Annotated in this window: 11 protein-coding genes; 5 read left to right on the forward strand and 6 right to left on the reverse strand. The window is 71.0% G+C overall.

The window, feature by feature from the left end; translation table 11 throughout:
- Positions 1 to 27 precede the first annotated feature (27 nt).
- A complete protein-coding gene (locus FJ658_RS06865; RefSeq protein WP_141144616.1) occupies positions 28 to 1,386 on the forward strand; it encodes a hypothetical protein in 1,359 nt (452 codons plus the stop codon).
- Between the two features lie 27 nt (positions 1,387 to 1,413).
- Here FJ658_RS06865 and FJ658_RS06870 read toward each other — a convergent pair whose 3' ends face one another.
- Positions 1,414 to 2,280: a metal-dependent hydrolase gene (locus tag FJ658_RS06870; RefSeq protein WP_141144617.1), complete on the reverse strand. Its 867-nt coding sequence runs from the start codon at positions 2,278 to 2,280 to the stop codon at positions 1,414 to 1,416.
- 64 nt (positions 2,281 to 2,344) lie between these two features.
- Between FJ658_RS06870 and FJ658_RS06875 the strand changes: the two genes are divergently transcribed.
- Entirely contained in the window at positions 2,345 to 2,782 is a 438-nt protein-coding gene (locus FJ658_RS06875) for a pilus assembly protein CpaE (RefSeq protein ID WP_141144618.1), read from the forward strand.
- On the opposite strand, the gene FJ658_RS06880 is transcribed toward FJ658_RS06875, so the two are convergent.
- On the reverse strand, positions 2,763 to 3,641 hold the full coding sequence (locus FJ658_RS06880; protein ID WP_141144619.1) for a DUF4349 domain-containing protein: 879 nt from the start codon (positions 3,639 to 3,641) through the stop codon (positions 2,763 to 2,765). The genes FJ658_RS06875 and FJ658_RS06880 overlap by 20 nt on opposite strands.
- Before the next feature lie 194 nt (positions 3,642 to 3,835).
- Here FJ658_RS06880 and FJ658_RS06885 point away from each other — a divergent pair, with 194 nt between their 5' ends.
- Positions 3,836 to 4,030 carry a hypothetical protein gene (locus FJ658_RS06885; RefSeq protein WP_141144620.1) on the forward strand — a complete coding sequence of 65 codons (195 nt, stop codon included), beginning with the start codon at positions 3,836 to 3,838 and terminating at the stop codon, positions 4,028 to 4,030.
- Between the two features lie 126 nt (positions 4,031 to 4,156).
- On the opposite strand, the gene FJ658_RS06890 is transcribed toward FJ658_RS06885, so the two are convergent.
- From FJ658_RS06890 to FJ658_RS06900, 3 genes are all read right to left on the reverse strand, one after another.
- The gene (locus FJ658_RS06890; protein WP_141144621.1) at positions 4,157 to 4,990 is read right to left on the reverse strand and encodes an aldo/keto reductase; all 834 of its coding nucleotides are present in this window, start codon (positions 4,988 to 4,990) and stop codon (positions 4,157 to 4,159) included.
- A 55-nt stretch (positions 4,991 to 5,045) separates the two neighbouring features.
- Complete coding sequence (locus tag FJ658_RS06895; protein WP_141144622.1) at positions 5,046 to 6,260, reverse strand: MFS transporter; 1,215 nt, start codon at positions 6,258 to 6,260, stop codon at positions 5,046 to 5,048.
- Positions 6,261 to 6,528: 268 nt separating this feature from the next.
- On the reverse strand, positions 6,529 to 7,938 hold the full coding sequence (locus tag FJ658_RS06900; protein ID WP_255447608.1) for an HNH endonuclease signature motif containing protein: 1,410 nt from the start codon (positions 7,936 to 7,938) through the stop codon (positions 6,529 to 6,531).
- A 593-nt stretch (positions 7,939 to 8,531) separates the two neighbouring features.
- On the opposite strand from FJ658_RS06900, the gene FJ658_RS06905 reads away from it, so the two are divergent.
- Entirely contained in the window at positions 8,532 to 11,012 is a 2,481-nt protein-coding gene (locus FJ658_RS06905) for a ribonucleoside-diphosphate reductase subunit alpha (RefSeq protein WP_141144624.1), read from the forward strand.
- Positions 11,013 to 11,173: 161 nt separating this feature from the next.
- Positions 11,174 to 12,172, forward strand: coding sequence for a ribonucleotide-diphosphate reductase subunit beta (locus FJ658_RS06910; RefSeq protein ID WP_141144625.1), 999 nt, complete (start codon positions 11,174 to 11,176; stop codon positions 12,170 to 12,172).
- A 93-nt stretch (positions 12,173 to 12,265) separates the two neighbouring features.
- Here the strand turns inward: FJ658_RS06910 and hrpA are convergent, their stop codons facing one another.
- A complete protein-coding gene (gene hrpA, locus FJ658_RS06915; protein ID WP_141144626.1) occupies positions 12,266 to 16,462 on the reverse strand; it encodes an ATP-dependent RNA helicase HrpA in 4,197 nt (1,398 codons plus the stop codon).
- Positions 16,463 to 16,541: the final 79 nt, after the last annotated feature.

A 16,541-nucleotide genomic window follows, 5' to 3' on the forward strand; every position in this document is an offset into this window, starting at 1 on the left:
GCAACCCGACCGAGCCATCCGCATCCCATGACCCCCTGGCACCGCACCCTCGCGATCGTCGTCGCGGCGCTCGTCGTCGTGGTCGGCGGCCTCGCGCTCGGCAACGCCGTGCGTCCGCCCGGCGTCGTGCGGGCCGACTACGACGGCTCCGCCCTCGTCGAGCAGCAGGGCGCGCGCGTCGTGCTGCACCTCGACCGTGCGGTGGAGGGCCTGAAGAAGGCGGATATCACGGTCGTCCCCGCCGCGTCGTTCTCCTTCCAGAAGTCGGGTGCCGCGGTCACGCTCACCTTCCCCGACCGCCTGAAGTACGGCGTCGACTACCGGCTGAGCCTGCGCCTGCCGGGCTCGGGCGAGCGCACGACGCTCGAGCAGCGCATCCGCACGCCCTGGCCGACCGTGCGCACCCTGCTGCGCGACGCGCCCGACCCGGATGCCGACCAGATCCTGTCGCGCTCGCTCGACGGGGGAGCCACGACGGTCGACTTCGCGGCCCCGCGCATCGCCGAGTACGCCGAGCTGCCCTCGCAGCTCGCGGTCACGACGCTCGACGACAACGGCGCGGCCACGCTGCAGCTCATCACCCTGCCCGAGCGCAGCGCCGACACGATCACGACGCCCGAGCACGCGTCGATCGATCTGCTGCGCTCCTCGGGACCGAGCGGACTGCTCGGCTACACCCTGACCACCCCGCCCGGCGTCGAGCCGGCGCTGGACCACGTGCTCGAGTTCTACGACCCGACCAGCGCGGCCGGCATCGGCACCCCGATCACCGGTCTCGACGGGCAGCCGCTCTCGGTGCTCGACTACGTCTGGGTGCCGGGCACGACCTCGCTCGTCGCGCAGGCGACCGATCAGTCGCTGCTGCTGATCGACCCGACCCGCGGGGATGCGCCCGTGCCGCTCGGCTCGCACGGCGAGCTGCGCGGATTCCTGCCGAACACCTCCACGCTCGTCGTCGCCGACCCCGACGGCGGCTCGACGATCGACTTGACGACGGGCGAGACGACGCCGCTCGCCGTGCCCGGCGATGAGCAGCCCGCCGGCGATTACCGCGGCGAGGTGACGGTGCTGGATGCCGAGGGCCGCTACCTCGAGGTCGTCTCCTCACCCGACTTCACGCGCGGCGCGACGGACTTCCGCGTCGTGCTCGCCGGGCCCGACGGAGCGCGCGAGCTGTACCGTCCGGCCGACGACGGCACGCGCATCCGGCAGGCCTGCCTCTCGCCGAACGCGCAGTACCTCGCGGTCGAGACGGTCTCGCCCGAGGGGCGCAGTGACGACTATCCGCAGACGCCCGCGTTCACGGCCATCTCGACGGTCGTGGTCGACGTGTCGACGGGTGCCGTCGCGCGCGGTCTGCCGGGCTTCGATCCGTCGTGGTGCTGACGGTCCGGGCTGACGCTTCCCCGCTGATCAGCCGCTCGCGCGCGTCGTCATCGTGACGCCGACGGCGCCCTCGAGCTCGCGGCGGGTGAGGGTGACGGTCACGGCGCCGAGCTCTGACAGCGAGCGCACGTGGGTTCCGCCGCACGGGATGCGCGCCGCGCCCTCCGGGAGGTCGGCCACCCACCAGCGGCGGTCGGTCAGGCCCTCGCCGTCGGCGTCGATGCGCACCACCGCGCCCGTCGTCGTCCAGCCAGCGAGGATGCGGTCGACCTCGTGCCCGAGCGCCGCCAGGTCGTCGAGGGCGGCCGGGTCGAAGCCGGCCTTGCGCACCGACTTGCCGACCCGGAACTCGTCGACCGAGCCGTTCGGCGTGATCGTCGAGGTCTCGATCGCGGTGCCGTCGAAGTCCGGCGCGCCCAGCGCGTCGGTGCGTCCTTCCTTGCGCCACGCGCCCGCGAGCGCCCGGTTCAGGGCCAGCGACGCCAGGTGGCAGGCCGTGTGACCCACGCTCAGCGCCTGACGCTGATCGGCCTCGACCGCGAGCATCACCGTGTCGCCCTCGGCCACCGCGGCATCGGCCGCCACGAGGTGCACGACGACGAACGCCCAGCCCTCGGTGCCCTTGCGCACGGGCACGTCGGTCCCGGCGAACAGGGTCTCGCCGTCGGTCGCGCCGACCACCGCATCCACGATCTCGATCGCCTCGCCGTTCGCGACGAGCATGGCGCTGTCGGGGCCCTGATCGGGCCAGCCGGCGTCGACGGGATGCACGGGCGTGCGATCGACGAGCACCGCCAGCCGGTCGCCGAGAGGCTGCATGTGCAGCACGGCCGCCGTCTCCTCGATCGAGCCGGCGGCGTAGGTCACGAGGGTGTCGGTGCGGGGGAGGGTCACGTCTTCACGCTACCGGGCGCTCGTAAGGCGGCACCGCGATATGGCGTCGGGCGATACTGGGTCGATGATCTCCACCGCCCTCGCGAGCGAGCTGCGTGCGGCGGGGCTGCGCTGGGATCCGATCTCGGGCGACGCCTTCCAGCTCGCCGGGCGTGAGTTCGAGGGCGACGTGTTCACGGTCAGCGACATGACGATCGAGCCGCACCGCTATGCGACCGGCATGGTGCTCGGTTTCAACGGCACGACCGAATGGGCGCTCGACTCGGTCGCGCTCGACGACGCGCTGTGGCTGCCGCGGGAGGATCAGCTTCGCGAGCTGCTGCGTGGAGCGTTCCGCTCGCTCGAGCGACGCGCGGGCTCCGTCGGCGACGACGGAGCCGCCACCTCGACCGAGTATGTCGTCACGATCGCGCTGCGGGATGCCACCCGCACCTTCGCGAGCGACGATCCGGCCGAGGCCTACGGTCGAGCGCTGCTCGAGCTCATCCGCGCGGCGGACTGAGGAGAAGCGCTCGCCGACGACGGCGCACGACCAGCAGCACCACGAGCCCGATCACGGCCAGCGCCACGATCCAGGGCGTCAGCGCGCCGAGCACGACCAGCAGTCCGGCCCAGAAGGCGAGGAACGCCGCCCAGCCGACCGCGAGGCCGTCGAGGAAGCTCTGCGGCTTCGGCGTCGGAGCGGCGGCGGGCGAGTTCAGCTCGAGCGTGATCGTCGACAGGGCCACCTGGTCGTCGAGGCCACGCTTCTGCGCCTGCAGGCTCTCGAGCTCAGCCTGACGCGCGCTCAGAGCGTTCTCGAGCGCGACCAGGTCGGACGTCGTGTCGGCCTTCGCCAGCAGCGCGGTGAGGCGGTCGACGGAGGCCTGCAGCGCCGTGATGCGCGCATCCGTGTCCCGCACGAGGGTCGTGACGTCATCGCTCGTGATCGACACCGACTCGACGTGGCCGAGCTTCTCGAGCTTCGTCCGCGTCGCATCGAGGTCGTCGGCCGGGATGCGCAGGGTCAGGCTGGCCGAGGCCGGGCCATCGGCGCTCGCCGCCTGCTCGTCGCGCGCATCCACCCGCCCGTCGACGGCCGCGACCAGCTCGCCGGCCTTCGTGGCGGCCTCGGCCGGATCGTCGACCGTCAGGGTCACGGTGCCGGTGGTGATCTTCGCGCGGTCGACGTCGGCGGGGGTCGCGGCGTTCACGCCGCCGCTGTCGGCCCGGCTGTCGCTCTGCGACGAGCCGCCGCGCGACTGGTCGGCCTGGTCGGCCGAGCGCGGGCTCGAGCCGCTGCTCGCCGTGCAGCCGGCGAGGCCGAGGGTGAGCGCGAGCGCGATGGTCGCGCCGCCGATGATCAGGGGAGTCCTCGTCATGCTCGAAGCGTGCTCGCGCAGCCGTCGCCGCACCAGACAACGTTTTGGTCGAGTTGTTCGTCGGCGTCGACTGGGCGAGCGCTGGATGCCGACTGGCAGCACCGTGCGGATCGACCCGCGCCACGTTGCCGCTTCGTAGCGTGGGACCACGGCGGACGCCCCGCACCGCCGGCAAGCCGAACGAAGGAGTGCGTATGGGAATCCTCGATGACGCCAAGGACGCGGCGCACGCCGCCGGCGAGAAGGTCAGCCGCACCGTCGACGACGCCAAGGAGCGCATCTCGGATGCCGCCGAGGAGCGTCAGGCGGATGCGAAGGTCAAGCAGGCCGAGGCCGACCGCGACCGCGTGAAGGCGAAGAACGACTTCAAGGAGGGTCTGCGCGACTGAGGTCGCCGACTCCTCCACCGGACTGCTCCGGTACCGCGATGCCCGCCCCGGGTCCCCAGGGCGGGCATCGTTCTGCGTGGGGTCGACCTGGGCGCGGGCCGACCCACCCGCGCTAACCGGCCCGCACTACTTCGGCTCGTGCAGGTCGGGGTCCATCCCGGTGCGCTCGCCGGTCTCGAGCGTGGCGATCGCGGCGAGGTCGTGCGCATCCAGCTCGAAGTCGAAGACCTCGAGGTTCTGGCGGATGCGGTCGAGCGAGTTCGACTTGGGGATCACGACGAGCCCCTGCTGCAGGTGCCAGCGGATGACGACCTGCGCCGGGGTGCGTCCGTGCCGCGCGGCGATCTCGGCCAGCACGGGCTCGTCGAGCACGGTGCCGCGGCCGAGCGGCGCCCACGACTGGGTCAGGATGCCGTGCTCGGCATCGAAGGCGCGGGTCGTGTGCTGTGGCAGTCGGGGGTGCAGCTCGACCTGGTTGATGACCGCCTTCTCGCCCGTCTCGGCGATGAGGCGCTCGATGTGGTGCGGGTGGAAGTTGCTGACGCCGATCGACTTCACGACGCCCTCGTCGCGCAGGCGCTGCAGCGCGCGCCAGGTGTCGACGTAGAGGTCCTGGGCGGGGCACGGCCAGTGGATCAGGTACAGGTCGATGTAGCCGAGATCGAGCTCGGCCAGGCTGCGCTCGGCGGCGCGGAGGGTCTGATCGAAGCCCTGGTCGTCATCCCACACCTTCGTGGTGACGAAGACGTCGTCGCGGGCGACGCCCGAGGAGCGCACGCCGCGGCCGACCTCGGCCTCGTTGCGGTAGAGCTTGGCCGTGTCGACGTGGCGGTAGCCGAGGCGCAGGGCGCCGTCGACGAGCTGCTCGGCGATGCCGGTGTCGACCTTGTACACCCCCAGACCGAGCTGCGGGATGCGGTGGCCGTCGGCGAAGTCGAGGTACGGGGTGCTCACGCTCACACGGTAGCGGCGGGGGCTGTTCGGGTCAGCAGTTCGGTCACGACTTCGGTGCGGGTCACGACCGCAGCGTCTGCACCGGCTCGGTGTCGGGGATCGGGGAGGCGTCGCGCCCGCGCAGGTCGGGCAGCGCCCGTACGGCGACGAGCGGGATGATCGCGGCGAACAGCCCGAACGCGGCCGCGGCGAGGAACCCGCCGTGCGCGTCGAAATGGTCGATCATGACGCCGGCGATCGCCGAGCCGGCCGCGGCGCCGATCAGCTGCCCGGTGCCGACCCAGCCGTAGGCCTCGGCCGTGTCGCTGAACTTCACGCTCGACGAGACCGCCGCGAACATGACCGCCAGCGCCGGCGCGATCGCGATCCCGGCGATCAGCACGGCGGCCGTGAGCGTCCAGAACTCCCAGGCGATCACGGTGCAGACGGCCCCGACGAAGAAGATCACGAGGCGCTTGCCGAGGCTCCACGACCCGACCGGGGCGTGGCCGAGCGCGAGTCCGCCGATGAGCGAGCCGACGGCGAACACCGACAGCACGGCGCCCGACTCGACGCTGCCCTCGCCGAACGACGCGACGACGCTCGCCTCGATCGCCGCGCAGGCGCCGATCAGCACGAAGCCGACGATCGTGACGACCAGCACGGTCGGGCGGGTCAGCACCTTGCCGAAGGCGCGCTTCGAGCGCGGGATGCGCACTCGGCCGACCTCGGGCGAGAAGATGAACCACGCGCCGCCGCCGACGCAGAACACGACCGCGACGAGGATCGCCACGACGGTCGAGATCTGGGTCGCGATGAAGGTCGTGACGACCGGGCCGGCGACCCAGATGATCTCCTGGGCCGAGGCATCCAGCGAGAACAGCGGCGTGAGCTGGCGCGAGGTGACCATCTTCGGGTAGATGGTGCGCACGGCGGGCTGCACGGGCGGGAACGCGAGGCCCCCGAGCAGACCCACGACCATGTAGACGGGCAGCGGCGTGCCTTCGGGCAGCAGCGCGACGAGCACCATCGTGGATGCGCAGACCAGCGTCGTGAGGATCAGCACGGGTCGCATCGCCCAGCGCCCCATCCACCGGCTCGTGAGCGGGCCGGAGACGGCCTGGCCGATGCTCGTCGCGGCGAGCACGAGGCCGGCGGCGCCGTAGCTGTGGAACAGGTGCTCGACGTGCAGCAGGTACGCCAGCGAGAGCATGCCGGAGGGGAACCGGGCGGTCAGCTGGGCGGCGATGATGCGCCCGACTCCCGCGGTTCGCAGCAGGTCGAGGTAGAGCTTCACGGTGTCTCCGAGCCTAGTGATCTGGGCGGGTTCGGGACGCGACCGGCGGCGGAGGATCGCTGTCCTCTGACGCGGTGCCGAGGCGGGCCGCCCAGCGCAGCACAGCGCAGAGCGGCGCGGCGCGGACCGGACAGGCGTCGCACGAGCGGCGCGGACTGGCGTGGCACGAGCGGCGCGGACCGGCGGACCGTCGCATCGCATCGTGTCGCGCCGCGCCGCGACGCGACGCCTCAGGTGGGGCCGCGTTCAGAGCGGTGCGGGGGCCCGATCAGAACGGCGCAGGATCGCGCCCGCGTTCGCGCGCGAGTTCGACCCCGAGTTCGTGTTCGAGTCGTTCGAAGAACCGGTCGATCGCCTCGGGGTCGGGATCGAGCGGCAGTCGCAGATCCGCGTGATCTCCGTTTCGGATGTTCGGCGATGCGGTGCGGTGAGGTGGGGGATCTGGTGGTGCGGTGCTCGGCACGGGTGCGACCGGGGGTGCCGGGGTGTCGTCGCGGTAGATCCGGCCGGTCTCGGAGGTCCATTCGAGCGTCCCACCGCCGACCTGGCGCACGCTCCATCCGGTGAACTGCTTCATCGAGTGGTGGCGTTGGCAGAGGTGGGCGAGGTTCGTGAGCGCGGTGGGACCGCCGAGGGCGTGGTCGAGGGTGTGGTCGAGTTCGCAGCGGATCGCGGCGGTGCGGCATCCGGGGAATCGGCAGTGCTGATCGCGGGCGCGGAGGTGGCGGCGCTGCGCCCACGCCGGACGGTAGCTGTCGACCGCGATCACCGTGCCCGAGATCGGGTCGGTGAGCATCCGCGTCAGAGACGGGGCATTGCGAGCGAGACGGCGGGCGGTGTCGGCGTCGATGGGGGAGCATCCGATCAGATCGGCCGGGCTCTCGTCGTGGCCGACGAGCGCGAGCGCGGGCACGACGACCTGCACCTGTGCGCGGATCGCTCCCAGATCGCCGTCCCGGTCGCCGTGGCGGGTCGGGTCGAGCGCGGGCGTGCCGGCGAGCAGCAGATCGGCGAACGCGTCGGCGCGGATCTGATCGATGCCCCGCCGGTCACGCCCCGCCCCGGCAACGCCACCGGCACCGGACCCGGCAACGGCACCGGCGCTGACAGCGTCACCATCGAGTGCGTGGGTGGATCCGTTCCGGGCCGAGTCCTGGATGCTCTGCCCCATGCGGGTGAGGCGGTCGAGGATCGCGTCGCCGATGACCATCGGCACCGTCGCGACGACGTCGCACATCCCATCCCGGCCTGGGAACACCCGCACGGCCCGCTCCCGCACAGCCTCGGCGTGACGCTCGGTCAGGCTGCGCTGAGTCAGATGTTCGGCGTAGATCTCCAACCCCGCCCGGACCCGATTCGGGGTGTCGCGAAAACAGCGGTCGAGCGCCTCCGCCTCGAACTCGGCCCGCCGTTCCTCCGGCACGGCGCGGCCGGCGGCGACGATGACGTTCATGTGGCCGCGGCCGATCAGCCCGGCCTCCCACGCCTCCACCGCTCTCGGGTAGCGCTCGACCATCTCGACCGCGTCGCCGATCCGTGCCTGCACCGTGCGATCCGAAAGACGAAGAACTCCGCCGAGTTCCGCCGCGATGGAACGCAGCTCCATGTCGTGCGCCCGAACCCGCGCCGACACCCCGGCCGCGCGCTCCACGGCGAGCCGCCCCGCGTCGGCGAGCATCCGCACCTCCGCGACCTGCGCCGCGCACACCCGCGCGACCACACCCTCCGCCCGCACGACGAGCCCGTCGAGCGTCACCTCCGCGGCGTCGCGGGCGGCGCCGAGATCACCGCCGCGGGATGCGGTCGCGGTCTTCTTCATACCTGCACTGTGACAGCGGCCACCGACATCGGAGGAGCCCTGTCGGCCGCGTCCGAAGCCCCGCAGGGACCCCGTGTCGGAGGCCCTGCGTAGGGTCGCGAGCGGGTCCGATCCCTAGCGCTTAACCGTCCACATCCTGTGGAGAAACGCCGACAACTTATTCACATCTGTGGACGACACGCCCACAAGATATTGGGGTCGAATCGAGAACGACCCCGATATATAGTGGTCGAGCCGCCGGGCCGGAGGCAGGGGATCACGGCTCGATCGCGTCCAGGAGCAGCACCGGAACACCGCCGGATCAGCACTTTTCCGCAGCACCGCACCACCCGCGACAGCACTGCACGAGCACCGCATCAGGCAGCTCGGCAGCACACCGCACGGCAGAACCCGCACCACCACACAGCACCATCCACTGGGGACGCGTCTCACGACGCACGAAGGAGAACGAAGTGGCCATCACCGTCGTCAAGCGCAACGGAGAGCGCGAGCCCTACGACGCGAACAAGATCAACCTGGCCATCGAGCACGCCGCCCGCGGACTCGACGACAGCATCACCTGGGTGACCCAGATCGCGAGCGAGCTCGAGCTGACCCTCTTCGACGGGATCACGACGCAGCAGCTCGACGAGGCCGTCATCCAGGTCGCGCTGCAGAACGTGAAGGACGACCCGCAGTTCGACACGGTCGCCGCCCGACTCCTTCTCAAGACCATCTACAAGCGCGTGCTCGGCGACTACGAGACCGACGCCGAGCTCAAGCAGCTTCACGCCGAGCACTTCGTCGCCTACGTGCACCAGGGCGTCGACGAGCTGCTGCTCGACTCGCGCTTCACCACGGGCGTCTTCGACCTCGAGCGCCTCGCCGCCGCCCTCGAGCCCGAGCGCGACAAGCTGCTCAAGTACATCGGCGCCGTCACGCTCAACAACCGCTACGGAATCAAGGCCCGCGACAACGAGCCGCTCGAGGTTCCCCAGTACTTCTGGATGCGCATCGCGATGGGCCTGTCGCTCAACGAGCCCGACGCCACCAGCCACGCGATCGCGTTCTACGACAAGATGTCGAAGCTCGAGTACCTCGCGGCCGGTTCGACTCTGGTCAACGCGGGCACCTCCTACCCGCAGCTCTCCAACTGCTTCGTCATGGAGATGCAGGACGACATCGAGCACATCGCCAAGAGCGTGCGCGACGTCATGTGGCTCACCAAGGGCACCGGCGGCATCGGCCTCTCGGTCTCGAAGCTGCGCGCGCAGGGCTCGCCGATCCGCTCCAACAACACGACGAGCACCGGCCCGATCCCCTTCATGCACACGATCGACTCGGTGCTGCGCGCGGTCAGCCGCGGCGGCAAGAAGTTCGGCGCCCTCTGCTTCTACATGGAGAACTGGCACCTCGACTTCCCCGAGTTCCTCGACCTGCGTCAGAACTCCGGCGACCCCTACCGCCGCACCCGCACCGCCAACACGGCCGTCTGGATCTCGGACGAGTTCATGAAGCGCGTGCAGAACGATGAGGACTGGTACCTCTTCGACCCGCTCGAGGTCAGCGACCTCGGCGAGCTCTACGGCAAGGCCTTCTCCGAGCGCTACGCCGAGTACGTCGCCCAGGCCGAGGCCGGCCAGCTGCGCATGTTCAAGAAGATCCGTGCGCGCGAGCAGTTCAAGGCGATCCTCATCTCGCTCCAGACCACCAGCCACCCGTGGCTGACCTGGAAGGACACGATCAACAACCGCGCCCTCAACAACAACACGGGCACGATCCACCTCTCGAACCTCTGCACCGAGGTCTGCCTGCCGCAGGACGTCGACAACGTCTCGGTCTGCAACCTCGCGTCGATCAACCTGCCGCAGCACCTCGTGCGCGGCGAGGACGGCACGCTCGGCTTCGACTGGAACCTCGTCGCCGAGTCGGCCCGCCTCGCGGTGCGCCAGCTCGACAACCTGCTCGACATCACGCTCTCGAGCGTGGCCGAGGCCGACTACTCGAACCAGCAGAACCGCGCCATCGGGCTGGGCGTCATGGGCTTCACCGACATCGTCGAGCGTCTCGGCATCTCGTACGAGTCGGAGGAGGCCTACGACCTCATCGACGAGATCATGGAGCACGTCTCCTACGCGGCGATCGAGGAGAGCGTCAAGCTCGCCGAGGAGCGCGGCTCGTACCCGAACTTCGAGGGCTCGCGCTGGTCGCAGGGCCTCGTGCCCTTCGACTCGATCGCCCTGACCGAGGCCGACCGCGGCACCGAGATCAAGGTCGACCGCACCACCCGCCTCGACTGGGACGCGCTGCGCGTCAAGGTCAAGGGCGGCATGCGCAACGCGACGCTGATGGCGATCGCGCCCACCGCATCCATCGGTCTCGTCGCCGGCACCACCCCCGGCCTCGACCCGCAGTTCTCGCAGATCTTCAGCCGCGCCACCAGCAACGGCAAGTTCCTCGAGATCAACCGCAACCTCGTCGAGGCGCTGCGCGAGGCCGGCATCTGGGAGCAGGTGCGCGAGCGCATCCTGCGCAGCCAGGGCGACATCCAGGGCATCGAGGCGATCCCCGACGAGATCAAGAACGTCTTCAAGACGAGCTTCCAGCTCTCGCCCTACGCCTTCCTCGACGTCGCGGCCCGCGCGCAGAAGTGGGTCGACCAGGCGATCAGCCGCAACATGTACCTCGAGACGCGCGACCTCGGCGACATGATGGACATCTACTACGGAGCCTGGGAGCGCGGCGTCAAGACCACGTACTACCTGCACGTGAAGCCCCGTCACACGGCCGAGCAGTCGACCGTCAAGGTCAACAAGAGCGAGGACCGCGACGGCGAGCAGACCGCCAAGCGCGGCTTCGGCGCTGCGAAGGTCACGGCCGACGCGGGCGCCTCCTCCGAGGCTGCTCCGAGTGCGGCCCCGGCCCGTCGTGGATTCGGTGGACTGGGCAAGTGAGCGCGATGACCGACAGCGCCTTCGGCGGCTCGACCGGCACCTGGGAGTACGAGGTGCCCGTCGACCCGATGGACGAGCTGCAGTGCGAGAGCTGCCAGTAGGCAGCGGCACCGCGTCCCGACGACACGCAGAACCGCGAAGCGAGAAAGAAGACTCCTGACATGGCCATCCTCGGCACCGGAATCAAGGAAGGGCTGCTCCTCAAGCCCGTCACCTACAAGTGGGCGATGGACCTCTACGACCAGGCGGTCGCCAACACCTGGTTCCCCAACGAGATCCAGCTCGGCGAGGACATCGCCGACTTCAAGAAGATGACGGACGAGGAGCGCCACGCGATCACGTTCCTCATGTCGTACTTCAACCCGAACGAGCTGCTCGTCAACAAGGCGCTCGCGTTCGGCGTGTACCCCTACGTCAACGCTCCCGAGGCGCACCTCTACCTCGCGAAGCAGATGTGGGAGGAGGCCAACCACTGCATGTCGTTCGAGTACGTGCTCGAGACGTTCCCGATCGACCGCAACGAGGCCTACAACTCCCACGTCGACGTGCCGTCGATGGCCAAGAAGGAGGAGTTCGAGGTCAACTTCATCCGCCGCATGACGGAGGAGACCCTCGACATCACGACCACGAAGGGGAAGCAGGACTTCATCCGCAACCTCGTGGCCTACAACATCATCCTCGAGGGCATCTGGTTCTACTCGGGCTTCATGGTGGCGCTGTCGTTCCGTCAGCGGAACCTGCTGCGCAACTTCGGCTCGCTCATGGACTGGATCGTGCGCGACGAGAGCCTGCACCTGAAGTTCGGCATCAACCTGATCCTGACGGTGCTGGAGGAGAACCCCGACCTGCAGACCGAGGAGTTCGCCGCAGAGATCAAGCAGATGATCGTCGACGCCGTCGCCATGGAGGAGGAGTACAACCGCGACCTCCTGCCGAACGGCATCCTCGGCCTCAACGCGAACTACATCAACCAGTACGTGAAGTACCTGGCCGACCGTCGCCTCGAGGAGCTCGGCTTCGAGCCCGAGTACAACGTGTCGAACCCGGCCAAGTGGATGGCGGCCGCGAACGACACGCTGCAGCTGGTCAACTTCTTCGAGTCGACCAACACCTCCTACGAGTCGAACGCCTCGGCCACGGTCGCGGCGAAGAGCGAGTGAGCGCGCGCTGACGCTCTGACGCGAAGGGCCCCGACCGATCCGGTCGGGGCCCTTTCGCTTGCGCGAGGTGGCGCGGAGCGAGACGGCGCCGGCTCAGCGCTCGGCGAGGGCCTTGCGGATGCGCTGGATCGAGATCGGGCCGGCGGCGCCGAGCTGCTGGGCGAACAGCGACAGGCGCAGCTCCTCGAGCATCCAGCGCACCGCGCGCAGCCGCGCCGAGGTGCCCGGCGCGAGCGGGAGCGCCCCGCCGGCCTCGCGGTAGAGGGCCGTCGCGTTCTCGACCTCGTTCTGCCAGACGCGGTCGCGTCCCGGGTTCTGAACGAGCGCATCCACCCGCGCGGCGATGCCGCGCAGGTAGATCGGCACCCGCCGCAGCTGCGTGGCCCCGGTCGCGCCGATGAAGCCCGGATGCGCGAGCGCCGCGAGCTGCGCGCGCGCGTCGGCGAGGGGCGACATGAACGCCAGGCTCGAGTTCTTCGAGATCGCCTTGTCGGCGGCGCGGGCCGCGTCGAGCACGGCGGCGGCCGTCGAGACGACGCCGAATACCGCATCCAACAAGCCGGCCGACACCTCGTCGCGCAGGGCGTCGAACTCCGCCCGCGTGCGCGGGGCGCGGTCGCCGATGCGCTCGTCGATCGCGGCGGCGAGGGCGTCGTCGAGCAGGGCCGCGGTCGAGCGGTAGGGGCTCGTGGCGAGCGCCATCTTCTCGGGCCCCGTCAGGTGCTCCTGCACATACGACAGCGGGCTCGGCAGGGCGAGGGCGAGCAGCCGACGGATGCCGCCGGCATGCGCGGCGGTCGCCTCGCCCTCGGTGCCGAACAGCTTCACGGCCACGGACCCGGGGCCCTCGTCGACGAGTGCGGGGTAGGCGCGGATCGTGTTGCCGCCCTGCTTCGTGTCGAGCACGGCCGGCAGCTCGTCGAGGTCGAAGGTCGTGAGCCCCGTGCGCTCCAGGTCGCTGCGCGGAGTCGTGGCGGCCTTCGCGACGCTCGTGCGGGCGCGCTCGCCGAGGCTCGACTTGAGCTCGTCGAGGCTCTTCGACCGGCGCACGCGGCGGCCGCGTTCATCCACCGCCGAGTAGTTCACCCGCAGGTGCTCGGGCAGGCGCGCGGGGTCGAAGTCGTCGGGGGAGACCGGCGTGTGCGCCAGCCGCCGGATGAGCTCGGCCAGGCGCTCGGTCAGGCGTCCATCGGGCTGGGCCGGCAGCTCGGCGACCAGGCGACGCGCCCAGTCGCCCGCGGGCACGACGTTGCGCCGGATCGCCTTCGGCAGGGTCTTGATGAGGGCCGTCACGAGTTCCTCGCGCATGCCGGGCACGAGCCAGTCGAAGCCGTCGGACTGCACGCCCGGCAGCAGCGCGAGCGGCACGTCGACCGTCACGCCGTCGTCGTCGGCGCCCGGCTCGAAGCGGTAGCGCAGGGCGAGTCGCTGATCGTCGCTGCGCCACTCGCTCGGGTAGAGCGACTCGTCGACGTCGGGTTCGTCGTCGGGGAGCAGGTCGGCGCGCGTCATCGTCAGCAGCTCGGGGCTCTGCTTGCGCTCCTCGCGCCACCAGCTCTCGAACTCGCGCACGGTCGCGACCTCGCGCGGCAGGCGGGCGTCGTAGAAGTCGACGACGGCCTCGTCGTCGAGCAGGATGTCGCGACGGCGCGTGCGCTCCTCGACCTCGGCGAGCTCGCGACGCAGACGGCGGTTGTCGCGATCGAAGTCGAACAGGCGGTCGCGGGCGATCTCGTTCGGCCACTCGCCGCCGACGAAGGCGTGGCGGATCAGCAGCTCGCGGGCGTAGGCCCGGTCGATGCGCGCCAGCTGCACGCGGCGGCGCGGCACGATCACGACGCCGTAGAGCGTGACCCGCTCGTTGACGACCGCGGCGCCCTGGCGCTTCTCCCAGTGCGGGTCGGCGTGGCTGCGCTTCACAAGGTCGCCGGCCAGAGCCTCGGCCCAGGCGGGATCGATCGCCGCGACCGTGCGGGCGAACAGGCGGCTCGTCTCGACCAGCTCGGCGGCCATCACGGCGGCCGGCGGCTTCGACGACAGCGCCGAGCCGGGGAACACGGTGAACCTCTGCCCGCGTGCGCCGAGGAACTCGCGGCCACGGCGGCTGCGGTTGCTCTCCTCGTCGCGACCGCCATCGCGCTTGTCGCGTCCGCCCGCGTTGGAGCCGCTCGTGCGGTCGTCGCGGATGCCGATGCGGCTGAGCAGACCCGAGAGCAGGGCGCGGTGGATGGCGTCCGCGTCGGCGCCGGTCGCGCCGGCATCCGCGGTGCTCGCTCCGGAGCCGGCGGCGCCGGACCTCTCGGCGACCGTGCTGCCGGCCGCGGCGCTGGGGGAGGTGTTCGCGGCGGTGGCGTCCGCACGACCGCGACCCCGCACATCCCGGCCCGGCGCATCCCGACCGGGCGCATCCCGGCGCTCCGCATCCCGGCCCCGGCCGCGGCCCCGCCCGCGTCCGCCGCCGTCGGCGCGGCTGCCCTCGCTGCCCTTGAGGTCGAGGGCGCGCAGGATCTGCCGGTTGAGGTCCTGCCACTCGCGCACGCGCAGGTAGTTGAGGAACTCGTCGCGGCACATGCGCCGGAAGGCGTTGCCGCTGCGGTCCTTCTGCTCGCGCTGCAGGTGGTTCCAGAGGTTGAGCATCGAGACGAAGTCGCTCGACGGATCGCGGAAGCGCGCGTGCGACTGGTCGGCCTGCGGGCGCTTCTCGAGTGGACGCTCGCGCACATCCTGGATGCTCAGCCCCGCGACGATCGCCGTGACCTCGCGCGCGACGCCGAGCCGTCGGCCCTCGACGAGCATGCGGCCGAAGCGCGGGTCGACGGGCAGGCGTGAGAGCTCGCGGCCGATGCGGGTGATCTGGCGCGCACCGGACGCCGCGCCCGATCCCGACCCGCCGCGCGCGCCGTCACCCTCGCGAGCCGCCCGCACGGCGCCGAGCTCGGCCAGCAGGTCGAGGCCGTCGGCGATGCCGCGCGAGTCCGGCGGCTGCAGGAACGGGAAGGCGTCGATGTCGCCGAGGTCGAGCGAGATCATCTGCAGGATGACCGCGGCGAGGCCGGTGCGCAGGATCTCGGGGTCGGTGAACTCCGGCCGGCGGGCGAAGTCCTCCTCGGAGTAGAGGCGGATCGCGATGCCGTCGCTCGTGCGGCCGGCGCGGCCGGAGCGCTGGTTGGCGCTCGCCTGGCTGATCGCCTCGATCGGCAGCCGCTGCACCTTCGCGCGGGGCGAGTAGCGGCTGATGCGCGCGGTGCCGGCGTCGATCACGTACTTGATGCCGGGCACCGTCAGGCTGGTCTCGGCGACGTTCGTCGACAGCACGACCCGGCGCCGCACGCCGGCCGGACGAGCGCCGAACACGCGGTGCTGGTCGGCCGCGCTGAGCCGCCCGTAGAGCGGCAGCACCTCGGTGCCGGAGGCCTCGCGGTAGCGGCCGCGCACCGCATCCTCGGCGTCGCGGATCTCGGCCTCGCCGCTGAGGAACACGAGCACATCGCCGGCGGGCTCGCGGTCGAGCTCGGCGAGGGCGTCCAGGATGCCGTCGGTCTGGTCGCGGCCGCCGTCGGCACCGGAGGCGGCGGCTGCGCCGGAGCGGTCGTCGTCGTCCTCGTCGTCATCCGCGCCGACGCCGCCGTCGGCGACGAGCGGCCGATACCGGATCTCGACCGGGAAGGTGCGCCCCGAGACCTCGACGATCGGGGCAGGCTCGCCCTGCGCATCCGCGAAGTGCCGGGCGAAGCTCTCGGGGTCGATCGTGGCGCTCGTGATCACGACCTTGAGGTCGGGGCGCCGCGGCAGCAGCCGGGTGAGATAGCCGAGCAGGAAGTCGATCGTGAGGCTGCGCTCGTGCGCCTCGTCGATGATGATCGCGTCGTAGCGCTTCAGGTCGCGGTCGCGGTTGATCTCGGCCAGCAGCACGCCGTCGGTCATGAGCTTGACCCGGGTGGATGCCGAGGTCTGGTCGGTGAAGCGCACCTGGTAGCCGACGACGGTGCCGAGCTCGACGCCGAGCTCGTCGCTCAGGCGCTCGGCGATGCTGCGCGCCGCGATGCGGCGGGGCTGCGTGTGCCCGATGTGCTCGCAGCCGGCCTCGAGCAGGATCTTGGGCAGCTGCGTCGTCTTGCCCGAGCCGGTCTCGCCGGCCACGATCACGACCTGGTTCTCGCGCACGGCCGCCAGCAGGTCGTCACGGCGCGCGCTGACGGGCAGCTCGGGCGGATACGAGATCACGTAGGGCACCGCGGCCGGGCCGGAGGGCGCGGCGGCGGAAGCGGGAGTGTCAGGCGTGGAGGTCATGGGCAGCCTTCCACCTTAGCGGCGGGTGGGGATGCGCGGCCGCCCCGGTGCGGCAGAGCGCCGCGCCCATACGGTGGAG

Origin of the sequence: Schumannella sp. 10F1B-5-1 (genome assembly GCF_006517535.1) — a bacterium.
Classification (GTDB): domain Bacteria; phylum Actinomycetota; class Actinomycetes; order Actinomycetales; family Microbacteriaceae; genus Schumannella.